General features: G+C 61.2%; 15 protein-coding genes and 1 tRNA gene. 5 read left to right on the forward strand and 11 right to left on the reverse strand.

What is annotated here, in order from left to right:
• The 7 genes from CF68_RS36060 to CF68_RS07320 form a co-directional block, all read right to left on the reverse strand.
• The coding region (locus CF68_RS36060) for a transglycosylase domain-containing protein (protein ID WP_152548463.1) at window positions 1–419 on the reverse strand (419 nt) is incomplete at its 3' end.
• A 774-nt stretch (window positions 420–1193) separates the two neighbouring features.
• Window positions 1194–1844 (reverse strand): hypothetical protein, encoded by a 651-nt coding sequence (locus CF68_RS07295; protein WP_035817079.1) that lies wholly within the window; start codon window positions 1842–1844, stop codon window positions 1194–1196.
• Window positions 1845–2378: 534 nt separating this feature from the next.
• Window positions 2379–3077 carry a hypothetical protein gene (locus CF68_RS35455; protein WP_152548464.1) on the reverse strand — a complete coding sequence of 233 codons (699 nt, stop codon included), beginning with the start codon at window positions 3075–3077 and terminating at the stop codon, window positions 2379–2381.
• Between the two features lie 627 nt (window positions 3078–3704).
• Window positions 3705–4136, reverse strand: a complete 432-nt coding sequence (locus CF68_RS07310; protein WP_051591443.1) for a BRO family protein — start codon at window positions 4134–4136, stop codon at window positions 3705–3707.
• Between the two features lie 224 nt (window positions 4137–4360).
• Complete coding sequence (locus CF68_RS37460) at window positions 4361–4501, reverse strand: hypothetical protein (protein ID WP_161786857.1); 141 nt, start codon at window positions 4499–4501, stop codon at window positions 4361–4363.
• 27 nt (window positions 4502–4528) lie between these two features.
• Window positions 4529–4792, reverse strand: a complete 264-nt coding sequence (locus CF68_RS07315) for a hypothetical protein (RefSeq protein WP_035817082.1) — start codon at window positions 4790–4792, stop codon at window positions 4529–4531.
• Window positions 4793–5064: 272 nt separating this feature from the next.
• Window positions 5065–5667 (reverse strand): recombinase family protein, encoded by a 603-nt coding sequence (locus CF68_RS07320; protein ID WP_035817083.1) that lies wholly within the window; start codon window positions 5665–5667, stop codon window positions 5065–5067.
• Between the two features lie 54 nt (window positions 5668–5721).
• On the opposite strand from CF68_RS07320, the gene CF68_RS07325 reads away from it, so the two are divergent.
• The gene (locus CF68_RS07325; RefSeq protein ID WP_200872536.1) at window positions 5722–6627 is read left to right on the forward strand and encodes a hypothetical protein; all 906 of its coding nucleotides are present in this window, start codon (window positions 5722–5724) and stop codon (window positions 6625–6627) included.
• Between the two features lie 133 nt (window positions 6628–6760).
• Window positions 6761–7573 carry a hypothetical protein gene (locus CF68_RS07330; protein ID WP_035817084.1) on the forward strand — a complete coding sequence of 271 codons (813 nt, stop codon included), beginning with the start codon at window positions 6761–6763 and terminating at the stop codon, window positions 7571–7573.
• 82 nt (window positions 7574–7655) lie between these two features.
• Here the strand turns inward: CF68_RS07330 and CF68_RS07335 are convergent, their stop codons facing one another.
• From CF68_RS07335 to ispB, 4 genes are all read right to left on the reverse strand, one after another.
• Window positions 7656–8408: a hypothetical protein gene (locus CF68_RS07335; RefSeq protein ID WP_035817085.1), complete on the reverse strand. Its 753-nt coding sequence runs from the start codon at window positions 8406–8408 to the stop codon at window positions 7656–7658.
• Window positions 8409–8584: 176 nt separating this feature from the next.
• Entirely contained in the window at window positions 8585–10291 is a 1707-nt protein-coding gene (locus tag CF68_RS35460; RefSeq protein WP_051591444.1) for a DUF6538 domain-containing protein, read from the reverse strand.
• Between the two features lie 117 nt (window positions 10292–10408).
• A tRNA-Pro gene (locus tag CF68_RS07345) sits at window positions 10409–10485 on the reverse strand.
• A 130-nt stretch (window positions 10486–10615) separates the two neighbouring features.
• Window positions 10616–11545, reverse strand: a complete 930-nt coding sequence (gene ispB / locus CF68_RS07350) for an octaprenyl diphosphate synthase (protein ID WP_051591445.1) — start codon at window positions 11543–11545, stop codon at window positions 10616–10618.
• 530 nt (window positions 11546–12075) lie between these two features.
• Between ispB and rplU the strand changes: the two genes are divergently transcribed.
• From rplU to obgE, 3 genes are all read left to right on the forward strand, one after another.
• The gene (gene rplU, locus CF68_RS07355; protein ID WP_006576525.1) at window positions 12076–12387 is read left to right on the forward strand and encodes a 50S ribosomal protein L21; all 312 of its coding nucleotides are present in this window, start codon (window positions 12076–12078) and stop codon (window positions 12385–12387) included.
• Between the two features lie 39 nt (window positions 12388–12426).
• The gene (gene rpmA, locus CF68_RS07360; protein ID WP_010814747.1) at window positions 12427–12687 is read left to right on the forward strand and encodes a 50S ribosomal protein L27; all 261 of its coding nucleotides are present in this window, start codon (window positions 12427–12429) and stop codon (window positions 12685–12687) included.
• Between the two features lie 133 nt (window positions 12688–12820).
• Entirely contained in the window at window positions 12821–13918 is a 1098-nt protein-coding gene (gene obgE / locus CF68_RS07365) for a GTPase ObgE (RefSeq protein WP_035817086.1), read from the forward strand.
• Window positions 13919–13958 lie beyond the last annotated feature (40 nt).

Consider the following 13958-nt stretch of genomic DNA (forward strand, 5'->3'; position numbering starts at 1 on the left):
GGGTGACTGACTTGTGTGTAATCAAATGCCTTAAGGCAGCAAGCAGTTGCCCGAAGAAAGCCAACGTGGTCGACACCTTTATGCATCCAAAATCTATGATCTTCCGCCACCACTACGGCAGCGAACATTTTTTCGTCAATTCTGTCCAGCTTAATTGCTTCGGCGATCGAAAGAATTCGATCGTGCATCTCCTTGGTCTCGTTGCGATAAAGTGTCTTGGACAGCGAGAAGAAGATTAGCCAGAGCAGCCAAGCGCCGTATCGGTAAAGAAGTGTGCACCGTTTATGCGATACGCTTCCAAGACGCCGTTCCACTGCTCTGCGCCGCAGTTGAATAAAACGATCCCGAAAGATCGCCCTTTCTCTTACATCCTGAAACTCGCAACCGAAAAAAGGAGGCAGCCTCTCGTCGTTCTCCATCTTCCCGCCAAAAAATTACAATGTTGTCCGAGCCAAAAAAACGTTTGGTGATGGCTCCACTGATGTTCGTTGTTCTTCGATGCTTGCCGTCATACCGGCGAGTTCCCCCTGCGGCGCATTCCCTGTCTTTTTCTCCCATTCCAGATATGGCGGTACCAGACTGAAGTAGAGTTATTTTGTACCAAACCTTCATGCCCCTGTATGGATTGTATTCGGTGGTTTGTATAGTTGTTTCGCACTCCCATACGCCAGCGACCGTTGGGAGGGAAAATAATTTTTCCTTAAAGAGGAAGAATATAACGGTCAGAATAATGCCTCCCAGGACCGTACTGGCGAGGCCGCCGGAGAATCCGGGCCAAAATTGCGATAGAAAATTTGCGTCTATCTTCATCGTAATTGTTCTTTTGGAAATACACGCGGTGCGCAATGATCTGAGAGGATAGCATGGGAGCTGGCCAGTAGCGCATGGCTGCGCGGGAGCACGGAGGGCAAGAAAAACCCCCCGCTGTCGAGGGCTTTGGGGTACGTTCTCGGGCGCTGTCGGGGTTCGGTCTCCTAGTTCTGTCCTGACATGGGCCACCCCTACCGCTCAGCATTGTCCGGACGCGCTGGAGTTCGGCTTGAGTGGCCTCAATGTCGCCTTGACCGTGCGTCTGGGCCTTCTGGGTCATTGCTGCAACCTCCAACTCCAAGAGTTGGCCGTTCGGCTTGTAGGAAGTCCTTGGCCGTAAATCGCGTTCCAAGGATAGGCGCCCCTAGGCGGGCACTGGCCCGTCAAAGCCCTGCCACATCCGCCACCAGCATGAACTTCGCCGGGTATGAGGTCGAGCTTTGAAGTTCTACCGGGATACTATCCCGCGATAGCGTCCAGTCCGTCTGCCCGCCCCTGGGCCGGTCCATGGCCCCGCAGGACCAAACAGCCGTCTTTGGCACGTCCGCATAGTACGTCTCCGCCATGAACCCCGGATCGCTCATCGAGACGGCATAGCTCCCCGCCTGTAGGCCGTCCCAGGTGTAGGGCATGCCGGCAAGGGGAACCACGGCGGCCAGCTTCAGCGGGGACAGATGATCCCCAAAGACCTTGACGCCCTGTGCATTGAAAATCTCAAGCCCGTAGGTCTGCGTGCTCCATTCTGGCGTGTCGAACGCATAGACCGTGGCGGTCGTGGGATCGGTGGATCGAAAGGTGAATGTCCAGGTGCCGTTTCCGTTATCGACCGACGCCAGGACGAAAATGGGGGCGCCGGCTTTCCAGAAGACCATGGGGGCCTTCGCTTGGAGCGTCATGACCCCATCGAAAGCGCGGGCGCCTTGTGCCGGTGTGGCGATGCTGATCTGTTGCTTGTGGCGCAGGGACATAGCGGCCCAATCGGCATCGACCTGCACTGTCCCCCAATCGTTAAGGACTTGGATGCCTGCGGTCATCAGTGGACTCCATATCGGATGAGGCAATTGATCCTCTGCGGGTTCCCCGGCGTGGGCATGTAGACCCAAGAGATCGTCCCGCCGCTAATCGAGACAACGGGCGGGGAGAACCACCCGATGGGGTTCTCTAGCGCGGTCAGGATGAAAAAAGGGGCGCCCGTATTAGTTCCATCAACCACCACGGAACCGTCCGCTCCATTAGTCACGACGGCGCCCGTGAAGCGCCCGATGCGGTCGCCCAAGGAGAGTTTCAGGTTCCCGGCCCCATCGAAGACTTGTAGACCCGCTGGCACTAGGGAAGCTCCACAAAGGCCGCGCCGTGGTATCGCAGTGGCAGGGTATCGGGGATGCGGTGACGGAGCCGCATGACGTTGTTGCTGTCATAGGCGCGGACCTGGGTGACGTCAGGAGCCGAGTTGGCGCCGTCTGGGGCGCGATCTGTCGGGCACTGACTATGAGTGCGGCCAACGATGATGGTTGCGTAGGTCATAGATTCGGGGGGCAGGCTGTGGGGCCGAGGTGGAGGGGACGGCCTTATGCCGCCTGCATGGTCGGCGTGGTTAGCGCCCGCTCCACCGGCCAGCCGGCCCGGAGACGCCCGTAGAGGGTGGAGTAGCGCATACCAAAGCGGGCGGCCCATTCTTTCAGCGGCAGCCGCTCGCCCTGATAGGCCACGAGCGTTCGCACATGACAGCCCGGGGGAAGGCCTACGACGTCCTTTGGGTCCATGCCGCGCTTGATGCGGTCGCGGAACACGTCGTAGGGGATTCCGTAGTGCCGCGCCCAGGCCGCCATTGAGCGGCGCTCCCCGTCGATCTCCACCGCCGTCCGCATTTGCGTCCAGTGCGGGAGGTCGAGGGCGTCGGCCAGGGACCGACCGGAGCGGGTTACGCGGTCCTTGAGGGTCGCCCAGGACAGGCCGTTGTCCTCCGCTACTTCCGCCAGGGAGACGGCGCGACCATCGTCCAGCGTGACGCTGCGGGTATTGCGCTTGTTGCGGGCCTGCTCTTTGGGCGTGGCCCACTTGCAGTTACCAGGCTCATAGTTCCCATTGACGTCAAGGCGCTCCATGCTGGCGTCAGGGAACGGGATGTCGCCCCAGAACTCGGCGAACGCCCAGAAGTCGTTACGCCACTCTTCACACACCTGAATCCCGCGTCCGCCATAGTTTCCATAGGCCGGATGCCGGGGGTTGCCGCACCTCTCCAGCATGCGCCGGTAGCGCGGCCACAAGGGGCGGCTGGACTTCGCCGGGGGGCGCGGGGGCTTAGGCGGCCTCACGGGTTTGGCCTTGGGCGGTCGGGGTGCCCGGGGGGGCTTGGGGATATACCTAGCGCGGTCGCGCTCACGCTCGCATGCCTTACAGGCGCTGCGATGCCTGCCGGGACCATTGCTTGGGAATTCACCCAGGGGCTTGGTCTCTCGGCACTTTGTGCAAGTCTTCAAGGGAGGTGGAGACGCCCAGGGCGGGCAAGGAAAGCAGGAGGGGATGGCGGGATGCCGTGAAGCTAAGGTCCGTTACTAACATGTACGTATTTAGTAGTTCCCCCCACTCACGGGCAGCGGCATGCCTCAGGACGGTATAAGGCAAGTCAGAGTGAGTCGTGCAGAACAAGGCGCGGCATAGCGAGGGTCGCTAGCCGAGGGAGTGGGTAACTCCCCCATCGGTCCCCATCAGCGGGCTTAAAGACTTTCTCTAGGACGTCTTAGGGACAGCCCATGACTCCCTTCCCTATCTCATAGAGCGGCCCAGCGGTACTACCATGTACGTATTTACTCGGCATAGCTTGGTGGGTCCGTCGCCGGCCCCGGCCGAGTTGGCGAGCCCAAAGTCTTCCTCGTCTGCGCGGCGATTAACCCTTAAGGATTCGGCACCGGAGCCGGGGAGGGCTGCTCGGCGTCCGGGTCCAGCCCGTGCGCCTGGGCGGCCAGCTTCGTCACCTTGCGCTGGAGGACCTGCATCGCGGCTAGGATCAGTTCTTCCTCGGACTGCGCGTTTTCCTCGCCCCGGATGTATCCGCCGTCTTTGCGGATCGCGGGCAGGACCGCCGAGGTGACCCACTTGCGGAAGGACTTTGCCTCAGGCTTGCGGGACTTCAGGGTAAGGGCGTAGAGGCCGGACTCAGATACAGCCAGCGGCGGTCGCCCCCGAAAACCACTCAAATTGAGGGATTTGATCTCGTCCTCATCGAGCGAGCGGCGGGCGTTCTTCGTCTCGATCCCCAGGGCGTCGCACACGTCCTTGGCAACGAACCAGGGGTTCTCCGCGTCGCCCGTTACGCGGAGGGTCATGCCGGGCGCACGACCCACGCGGCGGGGCGCGGAGTAAATCAGTACATGGCAGTACCGCTGGGCCGCTCTATGAGATAGAGGGGAAGCTCAGAGACTGTCTCTAGGACGCTGTGAGCCGTTCCTTGGTAGAGAGATCGGGAACCTCACCTCCCCTGCCCTTAGGACGTTGTCCATTGCGGGCCGTCATGCTGGCTTCAGAACCCCATGACGGTTGCAGGCGGGTCTCAACGGTCCTCGCTGCGCTTCTCGGCCTCGCGCTTACGGTCCCACTCTTCCCATTGTCTGCGCTCTGCCTCTTGGTCCCGCGTGTAGGCCATGTACCCGGCGCCAGCGAAGAAGGCGGCAACGACGAGTGCGAATGTCATAGGGCGTCTCCAAGGGCTACTGGCCGCTCACGCTTGCGCATTCAGCGCCGACTCGATCATGACGTCGCGGAGGATGTCCTCAAGAAGCGACAGGGCGTTCGGCTCGGTGGGGTGGTCCGAGGACTCGGCAGCCGCTTGTTGAACCCATGCAGCGCCCTGCGCCCGCAGGGTCCGACTATGGACAGTCATACGGTGATCGCGCCGCAGAACCCTCACCGCGCTACCAGCGGCCCGATTGAGGCACGTAATGATATGGGGCGGGACGGTAACGGCGGATTGCGTAGCGAGCATCTTCAATCTCCAGGGAATGGGGCCGCCGCGTTCAAGTGCCGGGACGGGCAAACAAGAAACAGAGGCGAGCAAGTACGAGCGGAAGATAGTGCATGGATGCTGCAAGCGGCGCAAAGGGGGCATGCGACCATCGGATTTAAGTCCCACGGTCCTGCCACCCGCATTCTGTTTACCGGCGCGGCGCTGCGGGCCTGTCAATGGCTTACAGTTATCTTTTTGAGCCGTTGCCCGTAAACGACAAAGCCGCTTCGATGGGCGGCCAGTGGGGCAGGCTACGCCGGTGTTTTCGCCGCCCTCATGGCCCGAGCGACTGCTGAACGGCTGACGTTAAATTCCTGCTGTGCTTGGGTCCACGAGTTACCCGCGCCGACATAGGCCGCGATGGCGTCGTCGTCATGCTGCTTTGCGCGGCCCCTGTACTTCCCTTCGGCCTTGGCGATCTCAATGCCCCGAGCCTGCATTTCGCGGCGGTTGAGATAGTCCGCTTCGCCTTGGGCGGCCATGAAGGCAAGCACCGCGTCACGGGTGGCCTTGGCAATGGCGTCCGTAGCGCCCCCATCGAACTCCATGCCGTTGAGGGTGCATCGAACCTTCACGCCCTTGTCCATCAAGCGGCGCATGGTGGCGTGGAGTTCGTCGTAGCGCCGACTGATGCGATCCAGCCAGCGGACTACCAGGACGTCCCCGCGTCGCAGCCGGCGCTCCAGGATGGCCCACTCGCGCCGGTCGGCAGGGGCCACGTGATACCCGCTCACGCCCTCATCGACGTGCACGTGGTCCAGGGGGATGCCGAGGGCCTGCGCTTCCGTGGTCTGTGTGGCGCTGGTCTGACCGTCCGTGGTGGAGACGCGTCCGTAGTAGAAGGTGTGCGACATGGTGCCCCGCGTGGTGTCGTTGATATATGGTGTCAATGATAAAGGCGGTGTCAAATGACAGTCAACCCTTACGACACCATCTCAGTACCCTGTCGCGCCAGTGTCACATTGGTACACCCTTTTGACATCGCGGCCACGTCTTTCGACCCGTACGGAAGTGGGCTGGTCTTGCTTATCAGTTTGCGTAGAATTGTCGTTTTCGAACACTGCGGAAAAAAGATGGCGGCGAAGACATGCTTTGTGGTGATGGCAATTGGAAACCAGGAATTCGGTGGCAAACCGGTCAGCTACCTGGAATTACGCAAGAAGTACGACGGGCTGATCAAGGAGGCGATACTCCAGGCCCGACCGGACCTTGAGATTTCTCGTGCGGACGACATCGCGGCGACGGGAACAATCACCACAGATATCATCACGCGAATTATGCATTCTGACTACGTGATCGCCGATGTCACGTACCCAAATCCGAATGTTTTTTATGAGCTGGGCCTGCGTCACGCCTGCAAGCCGGGCACCATTATCCTTAAGGATCGGGCTGGCCCGAGCGTTCCCTTCGACATAGCCCATCTGCGGTATATCGATTATGAAGATACTGGCGCTGGCTTGAAGACTTTGGCGACAACTTTGTCGCGGACGTTCGATCTGCTTGATCGAGACCCCGCTCGACCCGATAGCCATTTGCTCGAACTTGCCAAGCTCACAGGTTACGAATTCCCGGTCTACAAAAAGGAGGACGACAGTTCCCCCGAAGTTCGCGCCATCATGGGACTCTTCAGTAATCCGGATATTATGCAGATGTTTATGGCGTCTACGCGGGGCGAGGAGACTGATCCGGCTGAAGTGCTCCAGGCCCTGGTCAAGACTCCCGATACGATGCGCATCGTGCTTGAAGCGCTGGTCAAGACGGGTAACCTGAATTTCGGCCACTCCGGCACGACCAAGATGATTGGCGAAGCTTGATTCATTCGGTCGCCTGCGGAATTACCTGGAATGTTCGCGGTTTGTCGCGGTGCCGGGCTGCGGGCGGCAGGGTGCGCGGGCTATCTGACAATCATCAAATCTGCGGCGTCCGCTGAGCAACTCGGGCACTCACATGAAAAGATTCTTGTTGGGGATTCAACGCCTGACGGTTGGGGCGGGCTGCGTCGTTGCCTTGCTGCTAGGAATCTTCCTGTTGTTTATCGACCGCGTGGCCGCCGGTTCCGCATGCCTTTCCGCCAGCGTGGTCCTGTTCTTCCTGACGAACATTGAGATGTTCGAGTCCTTCAAGGGGCCGGGTGGAGTGGAGGCACGCCTCCGTGATCTCACTAAGCAAGTTACCGAGACGGCTGAGCTTACTCAGCGGCTGAAAGGGCTTGTTGTTTCCAACGCGGAGCTATCTGCCACGCTGCTGACCCGTTCGGGCTACATGGCCGACCCGTTGCCCCGAGAAGAGTTGCTCCGCCGCATGTGCGCGGTTGAAGCGCAGCTTACCGCTGCTGGAATCAGCCGATCTGACACGTTGAAGGTAATGGCTGACTGGCACGACGGCGTTGTCCTGCAACTCCTATCACCAGCGTACAGAGCCGTCTACGACTGCATAAAGCAGCGTCAGCAATGGATGAGCCAGCAGTGGGACAACTTGAAGAAGCCTATAGAACAGTCTAATCCCGAGTATGTAAGGCTGCTAGCGCTGCGCGAGGCGGACACCAGAGGCCACGAGGACTTCAGGAATGCATATGAGAATGGCGACCACCATGCGCGGGTAGCGCTGATAAAGCGCGTGGTGAGCTATCTAACGGCGGATAAGTTGGGCAGAAGTTTCCCGGACACGGCCGGCATCGATGAGTCCCTAAAGCACGCCGAATATTACTTGGCGAATCGGACGTTCATTAGCGAAGTACACTGGATCAACCAGCAACCGTGAGTGCTACATGCCCCCTGGTCCGGAGCCCGGGGGCGTCTACTGCCTGGAGTGGCCCGGGGGGGGACTTGCTTGGGCTGTCGGATTAGTTCTTCGGGATGGAAACGACGTCAATGAAGTGGAAATTCGTTTCCCTGTGCGGCCATGCTGTGCCGATCCCGAGCTTCATAACGTCACGCCGAGCCCGTAGGAAGTCGCTGTCTCCCTCAAAGAGGGTCATGCGGAATTTGGCGACCACGTCCGCTTCTGGAAAGTCGGTCTCTATCTTCAGTTCCAGGTCGTACTCTCCGTGTCTCCAGAACCAGCCAGCGTCCCACATATCCAGAAAGGGCTGAACGAGGGCCGGGTCTCCTTCAACAGCCGGGCCATTTTCCCCTCGGGCCTTCAGCTTTGCGCTTAAGTCATCCCGCAGAGCCTTTGAGATTCGTGCGTACGTTTGCCGGGCGTCGCGGGAGGCGAGCTTGAAGAAATTGATGTTGTGGCCCCACGTGTCCTGTGTGCCCAAGGTGAAAGGCGTAAGCAGCGTTGGCTGCGGGTCTTGAGGATTCACAAAGTACCCGCGCCCGTCAAAGGCCCTTTCCTCCCCGTCTCGGCGCATGATTAGGGTGAGCTTTCGTATCCTGACATTGCGATTGCCGATGTTTGAGATCGACAGATGCCATTGGGCGGCAGGGTGCCCAACTTCTTCAGTCAAGGCGATTCGCTCATAAGCTTCGACGGAGAGGCGCGGTCGCCGAAACCAAAGCTTGATGGGCGGTAGCTGCGACAGAATGATGGCCGCCACTGCGGCTGCGCCTTGCCAAAAGCCGCTACTTAGATAGAACGGTTCGCTGCCCATGTCGTTGTTTCCCCGGAGTCTCCCGCTGCGAATGATACCTACGGATCGGAAGTGCCGTAATTCATCCGTGTGCGGGTGAACTTCCATCACGGCCTAAAAAGGCCGGGGGAGGCACGGGGGAAATCGCGAAGGGCGCGGCCCCCTATGGGGGTGGCGCGGATTTTTTGGGAATTTTCTCAGGGGCGTCCGTTCACGACCCTAGGAAAGGGCAGGCGGTCCAACGCTTCCTTTAGGGTCGCCAGCGGCAGAACGCCCGTATAGACCGTCCGTCCGGCGCTCCCTTTCGCGGAGTGGCCTGTGATCTGGTCGGCGACAGCATCGGTCACATGCTGTGCGGCGAGTTGAGTCCGAATCCAATGGCGGAACCTGTGCGCCCCGTTGAGCCCTCCGCTAGGAAGTCCAACGGCGGCCCGGAACGCCCGGAACCATCGGCCAGCGACGTCGCCTGGGGTCGCGGACCTACCGCACATTGACGGCAAAGCGGGGCCGTTGACCTTCCGGGCGCCTTCTAGCCATTCGGCAAACCATGCGTCGTTGAGCAAATGCGCCGCCAGTGGAACGACCCGCTCAGAGGCGTCCGTCTTTACCGTGCCAGCCTCGGCTGTGATGCGTATAGCCGCGACCCCATTCCTGACGATAAAGTCCTCGCCCCGAATCTGCGCTATCTCGCCTATGCGTGCCCCTGTGTGGGCGAGCATCAGCAACAGCGCCCTGCCGTCCTGCGGCGCCACGTCTCGCCACGTTGGGTAGTCGTGCGGAATCGCGTGGGCAAACAGGGCGCTACCGAACATCGCCTTCAGTTCTTCGTCATGCCACGGCTCGCGCTTCTCGCTGCCAGCCGACTTGTCTATGGTCAGGTCAAACGGGTTGCGGTCAATGAGGGCCTCGCGCTCGGCGATTGTCATCAGCGCCCGAATGGACGACGCGTGGTTGTGTGCGGTCTTTGCCGCGAAACGCCGGGCCTTCGAGTCTTTCAAGAACCGCACGAAGGCCGCTCCGTGCGCCTTTTCTAGCGAGTGGAGGGGAATGATGCCTACCGCTTCCTCAAAGAGCGCCAATGCCCTCGCCGTACGCTGGATGGCGTTGTCTGAGGGGGTGCTGTGCTGCTGCCATAGTGGCACGACGTCCCGAAGGGTTTTAGGTGTTGTCGGGTCCGTACGCGACGGTGCAGCGGAATCAGTGCTAACCGGCGCTATCACGGGCTCGGGGGTCTCAATGACTTCGCCCTTGTCCCGCTCGCTAACCGCTTGCCACGCCTTAACCAGCGCCCTCATGACTTTCTGAAGCGCCGCACGGGCGCGGTTGTCGTCCCAGTCAACGCGGATCGCCAGCGCGGCGCAGGCAGTCTCCGCGACGCCCTTGGCACTATCCAGGCGGCCCACCGCCATATCGGCCTTCAGGCCCCGCAGGATTGCCGCGTGAATCGCGGTGGTGTCTTCATGCTGCTCAGGGGAGAGATAGTTCCCAATGTCGTGCCACGGGTGGCGAGTGACCGGGCCGCTAGAAAGGAAGGCGACGCCGCGCCCGACCATCCCCTTAGTGAGCGCCGGGTTGGCCCTAAGCATGTCGTCTGTCGCCAGCACATCGCGTTTAGCCTTGCCCACGATGTAAGCGACCAAATCGTCAGTGATGGGCGTCAGGGGCGTCGGCTTGGCGCTCGCCCTGAGTTCCTCGAATTGTCGCTGGTACTTGGCGATGATCCCGTGGGCCCTGGCGGAGGCCTCATTGCGGTCCGAGGTCCGCAGGCTGGCGCGGTGGGCATCGACGGCCAATGAGCCGTCCTTACGACGCGGCCATAGATGCCGGATGTCGTCGGGAACGCCAATGCGGAGATGGAAAGTCGAACCCCGGAGGTAGACTCCAGTTGGCAGGGTGATTGGCATGTGTGAATCGCGTTCGATTGACACAGCGGATTGCCTCGACTCTGAAATGAAATCGCCCGGATCGCTTTGACTGGCCTTGGTTCCAAGGACTGTCGCGGCTTTCCGGGCGATGGTATCTGGTCGGGGTGAGAGGATTCGAACCTCCGGCCTCTACGTCCCGAACGTAGCGCTCTACCAGGCTAAGCTACACCCCGATTTGGTTCGCTGGCAAACGTCTGACCGTCTGCAGCAAAGAACGTAAGTTTAGCAGCGTTTTTTGGGGAATGGAAGAGGGCGGGGAAAATCGCCGTTCAGCCCGCTTCCGCTGCCTTCGCCGCGGTTGCGTCAGGACTGCCGTTGCAATGAGAACGTGCAGAGCTGGATCAGGGTTTCCTTCAGTGCTGACGGCGGGAACTGCCGTGCCGCTTGTTCGGCGGCTTCAGCCTCGCGCCGTGCGGCTTCGAAGGTGACGTCCAGCGCGCCGCTGGCGTGGATCGCGGCGAACACGGCATCGAAATGCTCGGTGCCGCCTTGCACGATGGCGTCGCGCGCCAGCTGGCGCTGTTCGGGCGTGCCGTGTTCCAGCAGGTGCAGCAGGGGCAGGGTGGGCTTGCCTTCGCGCAGGTCGTCGCCGGCGTTCTTGCCCATCTGCTCGGCGCTGGCGGTGTAGTCCAGCATGTCGTCGATCAGCTGGAAGGCGGTGCCGATGCGGCGGCCATACTCTGCCGCGGCTTCTTCCATCTGGGCGTCGGCGCCGGCCAGCACGGCGCCGAGTTGCGCGGCGGCCTCGAACAGCTTGGCGGTCTTGTAGCGGATCACCTGCAGGTAGCGCTCGACGGTGACGTCGGGGTCGTGCATGTTCAGCAGCTGCAGGACCTCGCCCTCGGCGATCACGTTGGTCGCGTTGGACAGGATCTCCATGATGCGCATGCTGCCGGCATCGACCATCATCTGGAACGCGCGCGAATAGAGGAAGTCGCCCACCAGCACGCTGGCGGCGTTGCCGAACACGGCATTGGCGGTATCGCGCCCGCGCCGCAGCTCGGACTCGTCGACCACGTCGTCGTGCAGCAGGGTGGCGGTGTGGATGAACTCCACCACGGCGGCCAGCTCATGGTGGCGATTGCCGTCGTAGCCCATCGCGCGCGCTGTCAGCAGCAGGATCACCGGGCGCAGGCGCTTGCCGCCGGCACCGATGATGTATTCGCCGATCTGCTCGATCAGGGGGACTTCAGAAGACAGCCGCTGGCGGATAACAGCATCGACCGCGCGCATGTCTGCAGCGACCGGGGCAAGCAAGGCAGTGGCGGAAGGCTGGGACAAGATGATCACCGTTACGCAAAACCGGACGATTATATGCGATGCGCGTGGCGTTCTACCTATGGGGTGCTTCTAAAGATTCGCGCTCAGGGTATGCGCTCAGGGTGTTCGCAAGGCGCGCAACTATAATGCAGCCATGAACAAGCCCGTGCCTCGTCGCCACCTGCGCCGCACCGCCCTTTGGGTGGCGTTTGCGGCACTGGCGGGATTCCTGCTAGCCGACCTGACCTGAGCCAGGGCGCGGCCCCATTGTGGCGATGCCGCCGCACACAGGCTATGTGCCTGTTTTCTTTGCCCTTTTCCCGGATTTCGTTTACAATTCCCGGTTTCCTCCGGTAGCTGCGCTCGCTTTGCGGGTTCTGACCGGCGGGAGATAACCGGGCCGCATTGAGTCCATCCAGGCGCCAGGCCGTGCAATTGACCGGCCGCGCAGGGTGCACCAGTGCCGGCATACGGCGTTTTATTCACATCCGAGAGGTTCGACAATGTACGCGGTCGTAAAAACCGGCGGCAAGCAATACAAGGTTGCTGCTGGCGAAAAACTTAAAGTAGAACAGATACCGGCAGACATTGGCGCAGAAATCACGCTCGACCAGGTGCTCGCAGTGGGCGCCGGCGACCAAATCAAGTTTGGTACGCCGCTGGTTAGCGGGGCTTCCGTCAAAGCTACCGTTATCTCCCAAGGTCGTCACGACAAAGTGAAGATCTTCAAGATGCGCCGTCGCAAGCACTACCAGAAGCGTCAAGGCCATCGTCAGAATTACACCGAACTGCGCATCGAAGCGATCGTTGCCTGATCGATCGAGCGTAACCAGGTAAAGCGACAGGAGTAAGACATGGCACAGAAAAAAGGCGGCGGTTCCACGCGGAACGGCCGTGATTCCGAATCGAAGCGTCTGGGCGTGAAGGTGTTTGGTGGCCAGGCCATCAACGCCGGCGGCATCATCATCCGCCAACGCGGTACCCGCGTGCATGCCGGCGACAACGTCGGCGTGGGCAAGGACCACACGCTGTTTGCCCTGGTGGACGGCCACGTGCAGTTCGCCGTCAAGGGCCCTGCCAAGAAGCAGCAAGTCAGCGTCGTTCCGGCGGCCTGATAACAGCCTTTGCAGGATGAAGGCCCCGCAACGCTTGCGGGGCCTTTTCTTTTCTGGCGACAATGTCAGTTCGCCAGCCCGGTTGGAGGCTTCCAGCCGCTGATCCGCCGATCCATCACGGAAACCCATCATCATGAAGTTCATAGACGAAGCCCGAATCGAAGCCATCGCCGGCAACGGCGGCAATGGCAGCGCCTCGTTCCGGCGCGAGAAGTTTGTGCCCTTCGGCGGCCCGGATGGTGGCGATGGCGGCCGCGGCGGCAGTGTGTTCGCCGTGGCGGACCGCAATATCAATACGCTGATCGACTTCCGCTACGCCAGGAAGCACGTGGCCCGCAACGGCGAGAATGGCCGCGGATCCGACTGCTATGGTGCGGCGGGTGAGGACATCACGCTGCGCATGCCGGTGGGCACGCTGATCACCGACATGGACACCGGCGAAGTCATCGCCGACCTGACCGAGCACGGCCAGCGCGTGTGCCTGGCAGAAGGCGGCATGGGCGGCTGGGGCAACCTGCATTTCAAGTCCAGTACCAACCGCGCGCCGCGCCAGCAGGTGGACGGCAAGCCGGGCGAGCGCCGCATGCTCAAGCTCGAGCTCAAGGTGCTGGCCGACGTCGGCCTGCTGGGCATGCCCAACGCCGGCAAGTCGACCTTTATCTCGCATATCTCCAACGCGCGCCCGAAGGTGGCGGACTATCCGTTCACCACGCTGCACCCGAACCTGGGCGTGGTGCGCGTGGACCATGAGCAATCGTTCGTGGTCGCCGACATTCCCGGCCTGATCGAAGGCGCCGCCGAGGGCGCGGGCCTGGGTCACCAGTTCCTGCGTCACCTGCAGCGCACCGGCCTGCTGCTGCATATCGTCGACCTGGCACCGTTCGACGAAGCAGTCGACCCGGTGGCCGAGGCCAAGGCCATCGTCAACGAGCTGAAGAAGTACGACGAGACCCTGTACGACAAGCCGCGCTGGCTGGTGCTGAACAAGCTCGACGTGGTTCCCGAGGAAGAGCGCGCCACCCGCGTGAAGGATTTCCTCAAGCGCTACAAGTGGAAGGGCCCGGTGTTCCAGATCTCGGCGCTGACCGGCGAAGGCTGCCGCGAGCTGATCTACGCGATCAAGGACCACCTGCTGGCGATCAAGGCCGCAGAGGCCGCGGCGCTGGCCGAGCCGGACATCCGCCTGGACGAGCGGCTGCACAACGTCGACCAGGGGCAGGGCGAGGCATAACAAGAGCCAACGGTTTGCTCCCCTCTCCCGCCTGCGGGAG

This window comes from Cupriavidus sp. SK-4, from assembly GCF_000611125.1.
Taxonomy (GTDB): domain Bacteria; phylum Pseudomonadota; class Gammaproteobacteria; order Burkholderiales; family Burkholderiaceae; genus Cupriavidus; species Cupriavidus necator.